At 64.3% G+C, this 14,288-nt stretch carries 12 protein-coding genes; 5 read left to right on the top strand and 7 right to left on the bottom strand.

From position 1 onward, the window contains the following. On the bottom strand, positions 1-936 hold a 936-nt coding region (locus tag LLH00_16975), incomplete at its 3' end, for a Gfo/Idh/MocA family oxidoreductase (protein MCE5272973.1). A 296-nt stretch (positions 937-1,232) separates the two neighbouring features. Between LLH00_16975 and LLH00_16970 the strand changes: the two genes are divergently transcribed. Further along, positions 1,233-2,174, top strand: a complete 942-nt coding sequence (locus LLH00_16970) for a GDP-mannose 4,6-dehydratase (protein MCE5272972.1) — start codon at positions 1,233-1,235, stop codon at positions 2,172-2,174. Positions 2,175-2,324: 150 nt separating this feature from the next. Here LLH00_16970 and LLH00_16965 read toward each other — a convergent pair whose 3' ends face one another. The 3 genes from LLH00_16965 to LLH00_16955 form a co-directional block, all read right to left on the bottom strand. Next, positions 2,325-2,615: a DUF1858 domain-containing protein gene (locus LLH00_16965; protein ID MCE5272971.1), complete on the bottom strand. Its 291-nt coding sequence runs from the start codon at positions 2,613-2,615 to the stop codon at positions 2,325-2,327. A gap of 2 nt (positions 2,616-2,617) precedes the next feature. Beyond that, positions 2,618-2,848, bottom strand: a complete 231-nt coding sequence (locus LLH00_16960; protein MCE5272970.1) for a DUF438 domain-containing protein — start codon at positions 2,846-2,848, stop codon at positions 2,618-2,620. 87 nt (positions 2,849-2,935) lie between these two features. Further along, positions 2,936-3,124, bottom strand: a complete 189-nt coding sequence (locus tag LLH00_16955) for a hypothetical protein (protein MCE5272969.1) — start codon at positions 3,122-3,124, stop codon at positions 2,936-2,938. 134 nt (positions 3,125-3,258) lie between these two features. On the opposite strand from LLH00_16955, the gene LLH00_16950 reads away from it, so the two are divergent. The 3 genes from LLH00_16950 to LLH00_16940 all read left to right on the top strand — a co-directional run bounded on the left by LLH00_16950 (position 3,259) and on the right by LLH00_16940 (position 7,748). Continuing rightward, the gene (locus LLH00_16950) at positions 3,259-4,374 is read left to right on the top strand and encodes a hypothetical protein (GenBank protein MCE5272968.1); all 1,116 of its coding nucleotides are present in this window, start codon (positions 3,259-3,261) and stop codon (positions 4,372-4,374) included. Positions 4,375-4,469: 95 nt separating this feature from the next. Then, a complete protein-coding gene (locus LLH00_16945; protein MCE5272967.1) occupies positions 4,470-5,900 on the top strand; it encodes a sulfatase in 1,431 nt (476 codons plus the stop codon). A 69-nt stretch (positions 5,901-5,969) separates the two neighbouring features. Continuing rightward, positions 5,970-7,748, top strand: a complete 1,779-nt coding sequence (locus LLH00_16940; GenBank protein MCE5272966.1) for a hypothetical protein — start codon at positions 5,970-5,972, stop codon at positions 7,746-7,748. Between the two features lie 83 nt (positions 7,749-7,831). On the opposite strand, the gene larA is transcribed toward LLH00_16940, so the two are convergent. The 3 genes from larA to LLH00_16925 all read right to left on the bottom strand — a co-directional run bounded on the left by larA (position 7,832) and on the right by LLH00_16925 (position 12,426). Continuing rightward, positions 7,832-9,103, bottom strand: a complete 1,272-nt coding sequence (gene larA / locus LLH00_16935) for a nickel-dependent lactate racemase (GenBank protein ID MCE5272965.1) — start codon at positions 9,101-9,103, stop codon at positions 7,832-7,834. A gap of 69 nt (positions 9,104-9,172) precedes the next feature. Further along, complete coding sequence (locus LLH00_16930; GenBank protein MCE5272964.1) at positions 9,173-10,942, bottom strand: amidohydrolase; 1,770 nt, start codon at positions 10,940-10,942, stop codon at positions 9,173-9,175. A gap of 143 nt (positions 10,943-11,085) precedes the next feature. Continuing rightward, the gene (locus LLH00_16925) at positions 11,086-12,426 is read right to left on the bottom strand and encodes a Gfo/Idh/MocA family oxidoreductase (GenBank protein ID MCE5272963.1); all 1,341 of its coding nucleotides are present in this window, start codon (positions 12,424-12,426) and stop codon (positions 11,086-11,088) included. A gap of 267 nt (positions 12,427-12,693) precedes the next feature. On the opposite strand from LLH00_16925, the gene LLH00_16920 reads away from it, so the two are divergent. Next, positions 12,694-14,288, top strand: a 1,595-nt coding sequence (locus LLH00_16920) for a beta-galactosidase trimerization domain-containing protein (GenBank protein ID MCE5272962.1), incomplete at its 3' end; no start/stop codon positions are given.

The raw sequence follows: 14,288 nt of genomic DNA, 5'->3' as shown, positions 1-14,288 counted from the left end.
TCTGGGGTGTGACTGGTCTGAAATCCCGCTCGGCCTGGCGGCGCGGATATCGTGCACGAGCTGGGTTGAGGGACGGGCCGCCTCCACGCCGAACCCCTGGCCGCGCAGGATCATCTCGTAGGAACGGGTGTGCAGGTCCTCGAACCCATCCGAAAACTCCATCTCCTCGCCATCCACCTCGATCGAGCGGAACGTGCGCTTAGACGCGGCCCGCGCCTCTTGCGGAAGGTCGTTGCGGTCGATCGAAAGGAACCAGCGCACACGGGCGTTCTGCAGCTCCAGGAACCCGGCGCAGCGACGGGGTTCGCTCAGGTGGACCTCGCTGTGCTGCACGCTCCCGAACAGCCAGATCAGGATATCGAAGAAATGGATGCCGATGTTGGTGGCCAGGCCGCCGCTTTGCTCGGGGTTGCCTTTCCAGGAGTAGAGGTACCAATCGCCGCGTGAGGTGATATAGGTCAGCACCACCTCGTGCTTGTGGTCGCTTTTCTCCTGCTGGAATTTTTGCTTGTAGGCTTGCATCGAGGGATGAAGCCGCAACTGGAGGATCGTGTTGATCCGGGTCTCGTACTCCTGTTCCAGTTCCTGAAGGGCGTCGCAGTTCCAGGGGTTGAGCACCAGCGGCTTTTCGCAGATCGGCGTGGCGCGCACCCGCAGGGCGAACCGCACATGGGCGTCATGCAGGAAATTGGGCGAGCAGATAGTGACATAGTCGACCCGCCGCTCCTGGGGCTCCCGGCGCAGGCGCTCGATATGACGGTCGAAGCGCTCGAATTCGCGGAAGAAACTGACCGATTCGAAATAACGGTCGAGTATGCCCACCGAGTCGTGGGGGTCACAGGCCACGATCAGGTTGTTGCCGGTGTCGGCGATGGCCTTGAGGTGCCGCGGCGCGATATAGCCCGCCACTCCGATCAGAGCGAAATTGCTGGACACTGTCTCCCTCCTGTCACCGCCCCGCTTGGAACCTGTCCTGTTCGGCCATGGGGGCAAAATATACCGTCAGAATGGAATCGGTAGCCCGGAATATACAAAATATTCTGCGCTTAAGCTACAACAGAAACAGGGTCTGCAATTCGGATGCCAGCCGGCGAAAAGCACCCGGTAGCGGCCCTCCGAGAACCTTGCCACAACGATTGCGCGTGTTATCTTATAATGTAACTTTTCGGGAGGAAAGCTCCCGGCGAAATCAAGCGCAGTGGAACCAAACCTTCTGGACAGGGGACTGGAAGATGCTGATCACCGGCGGGGCCGGTTTTATCGGTTCGACTCTCTCTGAGCGCCTGCTGGAACGTGGACGGCGGGTGGTCTGCCTGGACAATTTCTGCGATTACTACGACCCGCAACGCAAACGGCGCAACGTGGCCGCCCTTCTGGCCCGTCCCGGCTACACCCTGGTCGAGGGTGATATCCGCGACCGCGAATTCATCCGCCAGTTGTGCATCGAGCACCGTTTCGACACGGTTATCCACCTGGCGGCCCAGCCGGGAGTGCGCCTGTCGCTCGAGCAGCCCCAGCTCTACATGGACATCAATGTCAACGGCACCCTGAACCTGCTGGAGGCCGCCCGTGACAGCGGGGTGGGCAAGTTCGTCTTCGGCTCCTCCTCCTCGGTCTACGGCGACAGCGGTGAGATTCCGTTCCGGGAGGAAGGACCCCTGAATCCCATTTCGCCCTACGGGGTGAGCAAGCGCACCGGCGAGCTGCTCTGCCGCAACTGGAACTACCTCTACGGCTTGAACGTGGCCATGCTTCGCTTTTTCACGGTCTACGGCCCGCGCCAGCGGCCGGATATGGCGATCCACAAGTTCGTGCGGCGGGTGATGCGCGGCGAGACGATCAAGCTGTTCGGGGACGGCTCCAGCCGGCGGGACTACACTTTCGTTACGGACATCGTGGAGGGCATCCTGGCCGTGGTGGAGAGCGATTTCAGCCTGGAGACCTACAATCTGGGCGACAGCAGCCCGGTGGAGCTGGGGCGACTGATCGCCACGATCGAGAAAGCGGTGGGCCTTCCGGCCGTGATCGAACGTCTGCCCGACCAGCCCGGTGACCCGTCGGTCACCTACGCCGATATCTCCCACGCCTCCGGAAACCTGGGCTACTGTCCCAAAGTAGGGATCCAGGAGGGGATCGAACGTTTCGTGCGCTGGTTCCGCGAGGAAAATCTCTGAGCCGTCGGGGAGTCTATTCCGCTCCACGCCACGCTCCCGTTTTTCGGGGCGCTAATCCATCACACAGGGACCGTTGGCCAGACCGGTTTTTACTCTCATCCGCATCCAGGCCTGGCGCCGCCCTGGCCTCTGCGCAGCTTAGCCCGGCCGTTAAACGGCCGGGCTTCCGCCATCCGTCTTTTCCTCCGGCCGGGCCGTCTCCGGCGTCTCTGTCTGCCCGACATGCTTTCGCAGCGCGGCGATCAGCTTATCCACCGGCAGGCCGGCCATGTTGGCGGCGTTCTCCAGGGTGGCCATCCGGGCGATAGTCTTGCGCAGCACCGGGTTGTTCAGCTTCTCGAAAGCCGGCACCGCGGAGAGCAACTTGGCCTCCAGTCCGGGATAGGCATCCAGCAACTCGGCCACCTTGGTCTGGGGCGTTATCGGAATGTTCCTTCTCATTCTCAATCTCCATTTTCCAGGTTGTCGTATTCGAACAGACGGCGTTCGCCACGCAGTCCCCGCTGAGGCGAAAGCTCCTGCTCCATGGATGCGATCCGGGTGGAGTCGGTCTCGCGCACGGTCAAGGCCGGCAGGGGCTTGACAATCTCCGAGTCCGCGCCGTCGTGCAGACGGGTGATGATCTCCCCAAGTGTCATGATCCGCAGGGCATGGTTGTCGATCCGCCCGCTCATTTGAATTCCGACCCTGAGGTTGAAAGAGTTGTTCCCCGGGTGCGAGGAGCTTATTTTCCACCTGGCCTCGGGAACAGAATGCCTTTTTCAGTATGCATCGAAGTCCTTGGTGGCACAACCCGCCAGCGGAGGCGGCAGTGTTTTTCGTGAAAGACCCGGGGAAGGGATTTTCAGGCCGCCGCTCAATAAAGATAAAAGGATATTCAAGTCAAAATAAAACATCTTTCCAGTTTTTTTCAAGGGTATGGCCGAAAAGGCCGCCTGTTCACCGGCCATGCCATAAACCTTGCCCCCGCGGCCCGGGGAGTGAATAATAGCGGGGTATTGGTCGTACAGATATGTGCGACTAAGGTGGCGTGGAATTCCCTCTCGGCCGTTCAGGCGACTAATACTATTCTCTGGAGAAACTCATGATCCTGCGCGCCTGTGTTCTCTGCTGTCTGCTGCTCGGCCTGACTGCGACCCGGCCCGCCCGGGCGTTCGATTGGGACTCGCTGCCTGCCGGGCGCTGGGTGAGCCTGCCCACCACGGGCGAGGCTGCGCCCAAGGTGTTCCACGGCGGGGCGGCGATAGTCCCGGAAAAGGGCCTGGTGCTGTTTATCGGTTCGGACACCCACGCGCCCACGCCCCTGGAGAACGGCGAGTCCAACTCGGTCTGGCGGCTGGACCTGGAGAGCCTCACCTGGAGCCGCGATTACGAGCAGGACCCCAAGAGCGGCTACCGCATCCTCCCCGACAGCCAGTGTGTGACCGAAAGCGGCCGACCCTGGGCCATGCACACTTTCGGCGATGTGGACTGGGACCCCACCGTGGGCCGGGTGGTGGTGGTGAGCGGGCCGCTGCACGCGCGGTTCGAGCCCCAGGAGCGCTTCCCGATGTTTACGGGGCCCAACTGGTGGGTGAGCCTCAAGCCCTCGCACTGGGAGTACGACCCGGACACCAGAGCCTGGCAGCGCCTGGAGACCGGGGCGCCCAACGTGTTCGCCTGCGGCACCGTGTTCGACCCGGAGCGCAGGGTGATGCTGGCCCACAACGGCACCTCGACCTGGGAGCTCGACCGCGCCGCCGGGCGCTGGGTGCTATACAACGCCCCCAGCAAACCGGGCTGGGAACTCAATCCGGTCTACGACAGTTTCGCCCGCCGGGTGCTTCTTCTGGGCAACAACAGCGGCGACACCACGCTCTACGCCTACGATTCCTCTGTCCACAGATGGAATGTCACCCCGGTCGAGGGGAGCACCCTTCCGGCACACGGCGCGGCCGTGGCCTACGATACGCGCAACCACGTGCTGCTCTACCTGGCCAACGACTACCAGGACCAGTACTTCAACCCCACCGGCCGGTCGGTGACCTTTATCTACCACAGCCAGGGCTGTCGCTGGGAGCGGCTGCAGATCGAATCCCCCGAGCTGTACGGCATGAATTTCCTCATGCAGTACGACCCGACGCGCAACGTGTTCCTGCACTTCGAAAAGTCCCGCGACAGCGGGGACCGGCTGCGGGTCTGGGCTTTCCGCTATCGTTGAAAATGCATGATTTGACAGCATGTTCCATCGAGCCGGGAGCCGGCCTCTTGCGGGCCGGTTTCCATCCCTGAAGCTCAGCCGGAGGAGAAAGACAGATGGAGAGGATGTCGAGGCGGGATTTCGCCCGGGCCGGGGCTGCCGCGGCCCTGGGCGCCCTGGCGGCGCAGGTTCGGTCCGAGGCCGCGACTATGGTCGACCCGAACGCCGACCGGCCCAACGTGATATTTTTCATGACCGATGACCAGCGCTGGGACTCGCTGTCCCGGGCCGGGAACCCCTACCTCAAGACCCCCAACATGGACCGGATCGCGGGCGAGGGGGCCTATTTCACCGACTGCTTCGTCACCAACTCCCTCTGCGGCCCCAGCCGCGCCACCTGCCTGACCGGCAAGTATTCGCACAACAACGGCGTGCGGATCAACGAGGGCACTTTCCCGCTGGATGAGGTGACTGTCCTGGAGCGTGCCCGCCGCGAGTGCGGCTACCGCACGGCGTTCGTGGGCAAGTGGCACAACAAGCCCTGGGGCCGCGACCGCGTGTTCGACTACTATTTCGGCTTCCGTGGCCAGGGAGAGTACATCGACCCGAAGATCCAGGAAAACCAGGAACCGGAAAAGGTCTACCAGGGCTGGGTCGAGGATATCCTGGCCGACCACACCCTCGAATTCATCCGCAATTCCGCGGCTGAAAAAAAGCCGTTCTTTGTCTGCCACTGGTTCAAGACCCCGCACCAGCATTGCATCCCGGCCGAGCGGCACAAGGACCTGTTCAAGGACGTGGTTTTCCCGAAGCCGGCCAGCTTTGACGCCGGCTACGAGGGCAAGCCGCGCGCGGTGCGCGAGGCGGACATGAAAATCGGCGGGGAGGGGACCTACTCCTACGTCAAGGACTGGCAGGAGTTCATGCGCAACTACCACCGCGTGCTGGTGGGGGTTGACGAGAACGTGGGCCGCATCCTGGATGAGCTCGACCGTCTGGGCGTGGCCGACAACACTCTGGTGATCTTCACCTCGGACAACGGCTATTTTCTGGGTGAGTTCGACTTTTTCGACAAGCGCCTGATGTACGAGCCCTCGCTGCGCATCCCGCTGCTGATCCGCTACCCGCGGCGGGTCAAGCCCGGCACCGTGGTTGACCGCTTCGCCCTGAACATCGATTTCGCTCCCACGATCATGGACTACGCCGGGCTGATGATCCCGCGCGGGGTGGACGGGCGCAGCCTGCGGCCTCTGCTGGAGGGTGACACTCCCTGCGACTGGCGCGAGGATTTCCTGTACGAGTATTATGCTTACCCCGACTGGCACATGGTCCGTCCGAACAAGGGCGTGCGCTCCAGACGCTGGAAATACATCGAGTACTACGATTTCCCGGACCACGAGTTCGAGCTGTACGACCTTCAGACTGACCCCCAGGAACTGCACAACCTGTACGGCAAGCTGGAGGTCAAGGAGGTCCAGGAGGCCATGGCCCGCCGTCTGTACGAGCTGCGCTTGCAGACCGGCGACCCGGACCTCAAATTTGAGTAGAGATTTTTAGGCCGGGGGAGGCAGCGCGCCTCCCCGTTGCTTACCCCTAAGGTCCGGAGCGAGATTGCCATGGAAAAGGCCCGTCTTTCATCCTTCCGCCGTGCAAGGCTACTGACCGCGGCCGCGCTGCTGACCCTGTTCACGGCTGCCGCGCCCTGCCCGGCCCAGGGCCCGACCCTGCGCCTGGATTTGCCAGGCGCGCCCTATCCGGGTACTTTACGCCCGGAGGCGCCGGCCATAGCACGGCAGGCGGTGGTGCCGCTGGGGGCGAACCTGGAACACCTGACTTTCCTGGGCAATTTCAGCGACCGTTTCGGCCGCGACCCGGCGGCGCTTCCCGGCAAGCTGGACCTGGACGGCCGCGAGCACCCGCGTGCGGCCACCGCCCTGTACGCCGCCACGGACGGCCGCACGCTGCGCCTGGAGGTGCGTTGCCAGGAGAGCGAGCCAGGGTCGATGAAAAGCGATTTCGATTTCTATTTCCCGGATGACAGAATCGAGGTGCACCTCGACCCGGCCCACGACCACCACCGTTTCGAGCGGATCGCGCTCTCTCCGGGCGGGCGGCTGCAGCAGTGGGCCTATACTGTCGCCGAGAACCACCTGTCCCCGGACCGCGCTTTCCGCGAGGATTCGAGCCATCTCAAAGTGAACGCCGCGGCGCATCTGGATACCGGCGGTTGGACCGCTCGCTTCGATATCTCTCTTCCGGATACGCTGCGCTCCGCCGCCGACTGGACAGTGCTCGGCCTGAATGTGGCCCGCTACCGCGCCGTGCACGGAGAGGAAACGAGCCTCTGGTGCCCCGACTCCAACCGGGCCTGGGCCCCGCTCTATTTCGGCGACCTCTATCTGGGCGCGCCTCCGGCCCTGGTCCAGTCCGTGGAGCTGGGAGCGCTTTCCTGGGGCGAGAACTCCGGCCGGCTGGTGTTCGCCCCCGGGGCGGCCCTGCCGCGCAAGGTGAGCGTGGGCACGCTCAATTACCAGGGCGTGTTCGAGGAGAAAGAATACACGGCCACGACGCCGGAGCTTGCTTTCGGGTTCGAGATCGACCCGCACGAGCTGATGAGAAGCGCGGTGGTGCTGAGGCTGGACGGCCGCGAGTGGGGCCGCTACATTCTGGGCTGGAAACGCGGCCTCCTGCTGACCCATAACCCGACCGGCGGTTTCAGCGCACCGCGTCCGCTCCCGGGAGAGCCGGACTACCAGTGGAAACTGGCCCGCTACGTGCTGGACCGTCTGCCCGCGTTCCGGCGCTCGCCGGATGGGTTGACCCTCCTGAGCGGCGACAGCCTGCGTGTCGACCTGCGCCAGGCGGACGCGTTCGCGCCACTGGCCGAAATAATCGTCCGCCGCTTCGCGGATGACGACACCCGTTTGATTGCCGCGGCCCTCATTCTCTGCCAGTCGGGAGTGATGCTCTCGAGCGGCTCGGGGGAGAAAGTCAACGAGCCGCTGGGGCCGACCGGCACCCTGCGCTGCGGCGCGGCGTTCTGCAACTCCTACGCCGACCTGCTCTGCGAGCTGATCCGCCACCTACCGGACAGCGCGGGCCAGCCGTTCAAAGCCGCGGTGCTCTGCTACAAGGACGGTCCCGCGAACACCTGGGGCTGGCCGCACCACTGGGTGGCCGGGGCTTCGTACCGGGGTGGTCTGACTCTGCTGGACGCCGAGCTGGGGGTGTTCTTCGTGAACCCGGAGAACGGCCGCCTGGCCACGTTGAGCGAGCTGCTGGCCCATCCGGAATGGGCCGACAGCAGCGCCCACGGCCTGAGCGAGTATTTCCGAGGCCGCCCGGCCACCGATTTCGGGGTGCGCGAGAGCGGCGACCTCTGGATGCTGGAGTAGAACCAGCCTGGAGATGAAAGAATAAGCGGCCCGCTCCGTGTCTTCGGGGCGGGCCGCTTATTCTTTCCCGGGTATGGCTGAGTTCAGGCAGAGATATAGGGCACGGTCTGCGGGCCCTCGGGCAGCACGCCGACCCGGGCCGCGGGGCCGACCTTGGCGGCCAGCTCGTGCACCGTGGCTTCGATGTCGCGGCAGGGCCTCAGGTGCGCGCCCTTGATCTGCCCGTCGCTCAGGTTGCGGCTGTAGACATACACCTCGGCTTTTTTGCAGATCAGGGCCAGGAGCTGGGCCTGCCACATGTCCTGCGACTGGAAGCCCGGCTTGTGAAGGGCCGCCAGCAGGTCGTCGATACTTGCGGCCTCGCGCAGCAGACGGGCGAACTCGCCGTGCTCCGGGATGCCGTCCCAGCAGTCCGCGGCCACGATGATCGCCCCGCCGGGCTTGATTATGTTGGCCGCCGCGCTCATGCCCTTGACGCTCTGGTAGAGGTTCAGGTCCAGCGGATAGCCCGAGTTGCTGCCCACCACGATGTCGAACGGAGCGCCCACCCGCAGCATCGCCCGCTCACGCACGAACGAGCAGCCTGCCTCGTGGGCCAGTCGCCAGTCGCCGGCGAACACCCCAGTGACCCGCTTGTCCCGGTTGAGGGTTACGTTCACCAGGAACGCCGGCTCGGCCAGGGCAGTCACCTGGCGTATTTCCTCGAAGACCGGATTGCCGGCGGTCACGCCCCAGGAGGCCTTGGGATTGTCGAGGTTGGCCACGCTGTGGTTGCGCAGGATCGTGTCGATGTGGGCCAGCCCGGGCATGCAGGCCTTGCCGCCGCCAGAGAACCCGGCGAAGAAATGCGGTTCGATGAACCCGGTGAGGATCTTGATCTGGCAGTTCATGTATTCCCGGTGCAGCCAGGCCTCGTTGCCTCCGGTGGTGCTGCCGATAGACAGGTGCGACCCGCGGTCGCCGGAGTCGTTCTGGACGATTGGATAGTGGGAGGCAATCTCCTCGCCCAGCATGGTTTCCAGCTCATCCGGGGTGTTGGCGCGGTGCGTGCCCGTGGCGTTGAACAGCACCACCCGCCCGTGCGCCGACTGCCCCAGCTCGTCGAGGATGGCCCCGACCAGCAGACGGTTGGGGGTGGGACGGGTGATGTCGCTGAACACAATGCCGATTTTCCCCTCGCCACGGGCCAGCTCGCTAAGCGGCGCGCAGCCGATAGGCCGGCGTAGGGCCTCGCGGAGCGTGCTTTCCGGGTCGGGCAGACCCTCGGTGTAGACCGATTCGAGCACCACAGCCCGCAGGCTGTCGGGCAGGCTCAGCTCCAGGCCCTCTTTACCGTAGGCGAGCTTGACCTTCATCCCTGTATCCTCTCTCAAGACACGTTTCATTCCGATATCCCGGCTGTCGGGCCGGACTGTCGACCGCTCTCACTGCGCGCTCCAGACCTCGCGGCCGTCCACCACGGTCAGAACCACCCGGATGTCCTTGATCTCGTCCTCCGGACACTTGAAATAGTCACGGTCCAGGGCGATGAAATCGGCCAGGCGGCCGGGGGTGAGGCAGCCTTTCTCGTTCTCGGAGAATTGGGTGAAAGCGTTGTTCACCGTGTAGAAACGCAGGGCTTCCTCGCGGGTGACCGCCTGCTCCGGGTCGATCACGCTGCCGCGCTCGGTGCGCCGGGTGATCATGCTCCACATGGCGAGCCAGGGGCTGTAGGGGTTGATCGAGGTGCGGTCATCCAGGCGCACCATGTGGTCGCTGCCGCCGCTGACCACCACTCCGGCGTCCACCAGGCTGCGGTAGTCGTGGAAATCCCTCAACCGCTCGGGCCCCAGGATCGCGAGCATGGCGTCCGCGTCCTTGTAGAACCAGGCGGCCTGCGACTCGGCGATCACGCCCAGCTCTTTCATGCGCCGGATGGATTCGGGGCTGAAGAAATTACCGTGGATGATGGAGAAACGCATGGGACGGATGTCCCTCTCTTTGGCTATGGTCTCGTAGGCGTTCAGCATCATCTCCACTGTCCCGCCGCCGGTGGCGTGGGCGGTCATGGACCAGCCGTTCTCGGCCCCGGCGCGGCAGAACATGGTGAACTCGTCCTCGTTCAGTCTCAGGATACCGCGGTAAGCCGGGTCGTCGATCCCGAAAAGTGCGTTGGCCTTGGAGCCCCAGGGCTGGCTGAGGTAGGCCGTGCCGGTCAGGATTCCACCGTCCAGCACGTACTTGAGCCTGCCGGTCCTGATCCAGTCATCGCCTTCGCAGGTGGGCTGACCCAGGGCGGCCACATCGGCGCGGATTTCTTCCTGCGTGCGCCCCTTGAGCGGGAAATCGATATAAATGTTTTCGAACACGCGGATATTCAGCTTGCCGTGGGCGCGCAGGCTGTCCCAGATCGCGGTCTGGTTGCGCTGGAGGCCGCCGCTGGTGACGCTGGTGAAACCTGCCGCGTTGTAACGGTCGATCATGCGGGCCAGGGCCTGTTCCCGCTCGGACTGCGAATATTTGTCCAGGTCCGGCACCTTGATCAGGGGGAACGCGGTGAAACGCACCAGGCCGTTAAGTTTGCCGGTTTTGTTGTCACGCAGAAGCCCGTCGTGCCGCGTCTTTTCGGTTATCCCGCTGGCGCGCATGGCCGCACTGTTGATCGAGCCGCCGTACGAGCCGTCCAGGAACACCGGGTTGGCCGGGGCCACGGAGTCCAGCTCGGCCAGGGTGGGGGCGCGCAGTTCGGCCAGGCGGGTGAAGAACAGCTTCGGGTGCACGATCCATTCCCCGTCCGCGTGGCTTTCAGCCTCGACCCGGATCCAGTTCAGCAGCTCGTCGATGCTGTGCACGTCTGGCACCGAGTCGGCCAGCTCGCTCGTGGAGGCGCTCTCCGGGTGGGCGTGTGCCTCGATCAGCCCCGGCAGCACTGTCCTGCCCCCCAGGTCGACTTTCCGGGTCTGTGGCCCGGCGAGACGCAGGATTTCGGGGTCGGTCCCCACGGCCATGATCCGTCCGCCGCGCACCGCGATAGCACCGGCCAGCGTGGATACGCTGTCCAGGGTCACCACCCGTCCGTTGTAATAAACTGCGTCCGCGGCCTCTTTCGGCCCGCCGGCGCAACCGGCGGCCAGCAGCACCGCTGCCGCGGCCAGTGCGGCAAACACACCCGGCCGTCGCAGCCAGGCCGGAATTCTTTCAGTCAGCATGTCCATCCTGTCCCCATCTGTCTCGGAAAGCCGAAGCCCCGGCAAGTCCGTCTGCCCCGGCTTCCGTTCTCGGCAATAGGAAGGCCCGCCCCACTTCCGATAGAGCGGGCCTTCCTCCGGATTACATAAACTTCATTCGCCGCTGGCGATCAAGCCCAGTTGACCAGGTCGTCGATCTTGACTGTCCCGCGCTCGTCGATCGAGGTGTAGCTGGCGATCCCGATCAGCGAACTCATCAGGCCGGCGCGCATCCCGGCTTTCTGCCCCAGCGGGTCGGCTCCGCTGGGGCGGAAGATCATGTCGCGGATGCGCTTGTCCGCGCCGCCGTGCTCGCCGTCCTCGTGCGCCACCGGGATGACCCTGGTCGTGCCGTCTGTCTTGGTCACCCGTATCTCGGCGTCGTGCTGCACCTGCCAGGGCTGTTTGTCGTAGTTGCGCACCTCGATCCGGCCCAGGCTGCCGTTGAACACGATGAACTGGCCCTCGTAGGGCACGGCCGCGTTCAGCGAGTAGTTGACCAGCACGTTGTTGGTATAGCGTATCTGCGAAACCATGGTGTCGTAGATGTCGATCCCGTTGCGGAACACACACCCGTCGCGGTAGTAACCGTCGTTGTCCTCGCATTCAACGTACAGCTTCATGTTCTCAGGGGTCTTGGTGATGTCCCAGAAGAACGGGCACTTGTCCTTGAAGGTGCAGACCCGGCAGTTGGCGTGGCGGAACTGTCCGTTGTATCCGTAGACATTCAGCTTGCCGTGGGAGGTGACCTCCACCGGATCGGAGTCGATCCACCAGTTCAGCTGGTCGAAATGGTGCGAGGCCTTGTGGCAGAACAGGCTGCCAGAGTTCTGACGGAAAGCGTGCCAGCGGCGGAAATAGTCGGCGCCGTGGCTGCGGTCCAGGAACTCATCATAGTTGGCCGAGTATATTTCGCCGATCTCGCCCGAGGCCAGCAGCTCCTTGAGCTTCATCGAGCTGCCCTCGTGACGGGCGTTGAAAGTGACAGTGAGCTTACGCCCGGTCTTTTTCTGGGTGTCGATGATCGCCTGGGCCTGGGCCGCCTCCGTGCAGAGCGGTTTTTCGCAGATCACGTCGCAGCCCAGCTCCATCGCCCGGCAGACATACTTCCAGTGGTAGCCGTCCACCGTGGTCACGATCACGGCGTCCGGACGGGTGGTCTTGATCATCTGGTCGAAATCGGTGAACGTGGGCGCCTTGGTGCCGATTATCGACTGCGCCACCACGGCCCGCTCGGGGTTTATGTCGCACAAGCCGACGAATTCGAGCAGGTCGGAATAGTCCTCCAGCAGGGGGGTGCCCCACATGCCGGTGCCACGGCTGCCCGTGCCGACCATGGCCAGGCGCAGCTTGGGCCCGGCGGCCAGGGCCGAAAGCGGTCCGGCCAGGCTGAGCGCGCCCAGAGCGGCGGCCGAGACCGAGGTGCTCTTGAGGAAGGTGCGGCGGTCGATGCTGGTGCCAAGCTTGTCCATTCATGCCTCCAGGAAGGAGTTGAAACGCGGAAATGGAAGAGAGATCGTTTTCCGGTTGGGGATTGGGCGCGCCGCGTGTGCACCGATTTCGTCGCAGGCAACGCCGGGCTAAATATCGATAGTCAATGGGGATGTGTCAAGGAGTGTCTGCGCGGCGGAGGCTCCCCGAAGAAAGCGGAAAATCTTGCTTCCGGCGGGGCTTGCCGGTAATCTGGAGCAGCGCCGGATTCAGCCGGAAACGACCTCCCGCCAACGATGGAGCCAACGATGAAAAACACGCTGCTTGCCTGCCTGGCCCTGCTTGCGCTTTGCTGTTCCTCGCTCCCGGCCGAAAGCCGTTTCGAGCGCGCTGCCCGCGAGAAACAGGCCCAAGCCGCCGAGGTGGTCTGGTTCAGCCACGAGCCGCTGATGTTCAGCCAGCGCAAGGGACGGATGCCCGAGGACTGGCCCGCGCGCTACGAGCGCCAGCACTCGCCCGGGAATATCGCCCGCATGGCTGCTCTGGGCGCGCGCTACGGCCGGCTGCACTTTTTCAAGGGCTTCGGCCTGGAGACCGAGATGCCAGAGATACGCAACAGCATGCGGGCCGCCGGGAGCATGCACGAGCACGGCATGAAGGTGAGCCTCTACCTGGGCGGCACGATGTTCACCGAGACGTTCTACCGCGAGGCGCCGCAGGCCGAGGCCTGGGAGCAGCGCGACCAGTATGGCCGCCCGGTGCCCTACATCGTGGAGGCCCAGACCTGGCGTCATTTCGCCTGCCCCAACGAGCCGGCCTGGCGCCGTTACATCGAGCGCGTGCTGGATATCGGCATCGACTCGCTGCACGCGGATGAGTTCTTCTTCGACAACTACATGTTGCGCCAGGAACCCAAGAGCTGCCGCTGCGACAGGTGCATGAAAGCCTTCCACGAGTTCCTGCGACGGCGCTATCCCACGGCCGAGGCGGCCCGCGCGCGTTTCGGCTACCCGGACACGGACTGGCTGCAGCCCAGCCAGTGGGACGATTTCAACCGCCCGGAGGACCTGGCCGCGATCGATGACCCGGTGCTGCAGGAGTGGATCGCGTTCCGCTGCGAGTCCCTGGCCGACCAGTGCCGCGAGTTCTACGACTACATCAAGGCGCGCGACCCGCACATCGCGGTGGGGTTCAACCTCAAGGGCGTCTACAGCCTCAACCGCATCTGGGAGAACGCGGTCTACCACCCGCTGTTCGCCGGGAGCTGCGATTTCTTCTGCTTCGACATCCCGGGTGTGGCCCCCGGCCTCGACCCGAACACCGGCGCTCTGGTGAGCGAGATCCGCTCCTACAAGACCGGCCGCCGCCTGGGGATCGCCTGCCCCAACGGCGGGCCGGACATGGAGCTGGCCGAGCAGATGGCGTTCAACTACGTCAAGGAGGTACCGGGTTACGGCTGGCTCGGCCTGGGAGACAACCACTACGCCGAGCGGCATTTCTCGGCCCTGGCCGAGTTCTTCCGCGAGTACTCACCGCGCTACTACACCGGGGTGAACGCCGTGGCGGATGTGGCGGTGCTGCGAAGCTGGCCCTCGATGGCCTACAGCGTGGCCGGTCCCTGGATCGATGCCGTGCTGGCCGAGCAGGTGCTGATCCAGCACCACGTGCCGTTCGATATCATATATGACGAGCAGACCGACAGCCTGTCGCGCTACCAGGCCGTGATCCTGCCGGGCCAGGAGAGCCTTTCGCAGACCGTGGTGGACCGTCTGCTGGCCTTTGCCCGCGCTGGCGGCACCCTGGTGTTCACGGGCGAGAGCGGCAGCCTGAACGAGTACCGTCAGCCGCGGGCGGCCAACCCGCTTGCCGCCACCCTGGGCGGGGACCGTCCGGCCACGTTGGC

Source organism: bacterium (assembly GCA_021372515.1).
In the GTDB taxonomy this organism is placed as follows: Bacteria; Gemmatimonadota; Glassbacteria; order GWA2-58-10; family GWA2-58-10; genus JAJFUG01.
The sequence above is the reverse complement of the archived record's forward strand: the minus strand, read 5'-3'. Positions and strand labels throughout refer to the sequence as shown.

Bases quoted from the DNA above. Each gene is read 5' to 3' on its own strand.
- LLH00_16970 (MCE5272972.1), top strand. From the start codon at position 1,233: ATGCTGATCACCGGCGGGGCCGGTTTTATCGGTTCGACTCTCTCTGAG.
- LLH00_16965 (MCE5272971.1), bottom strand. From the start codon at position 2,615: ATGAGAAGGAACATTCCGATAACGCCCCAGACCAAGGTGGCCGAGTTG.
- LLH00_16960 (MCE5272970.1), bottom strand. From the start codon at position 2,848: ATGAGCGGGCGGATCGACAACCATGCCCTGCGGATCATGACACTTGGG.
- LLH00_16955 (MCE5272969.1), bottom strand. From the start codon at position 3,124: ATGGCCGGTGAACAGGCGGCCTTTTCGGCCATACCCTTGAAAAAAACT.
- LLH00_16950 (MCE5272968.1), top strand. From the start codon at position 3,259: ATGATCCTGCGCGCCTGTGTTCTCTGCTGTCTGCTGCTCGGCCTGACT.
- LLH00_16945 (MCE5272967.1), top strand. From the start codon at position 4,470: ATGGAGAGGATGTCGAGGCGGGATTTCGCCCGGGCCGGGGCTGCCGCG.
- LLH00_16940 (MCE5272966.1), top strand. From the start codon at position 5,970: ATGGAAAAGGCCCGTCTTTCATCCTTCCGCCGTGCAAGGCTACTGACC.
- larA (MCE5272965.1), bottom strand. From the start codon at position 9,103: ATGAAGGTCAAGCTCGCCTACGGTAAAGAGGGCCTGGAGCTGAGCCTG.
- LLH00_16930 (MCE5272964.1), bottom strand. From the start codon at position 10,942: ATGGACATGCTGACTGAAAGAATTCCGGCCTGGCTGCGACGGCCGGGT.
- LLH00_16925 (MCE5272963.1), bottom strand. From the start codon at position 12,426: ATGGACAAGCTTGGCACCAGCATCGACCGCCGCACCTTCCTCAAGAGC.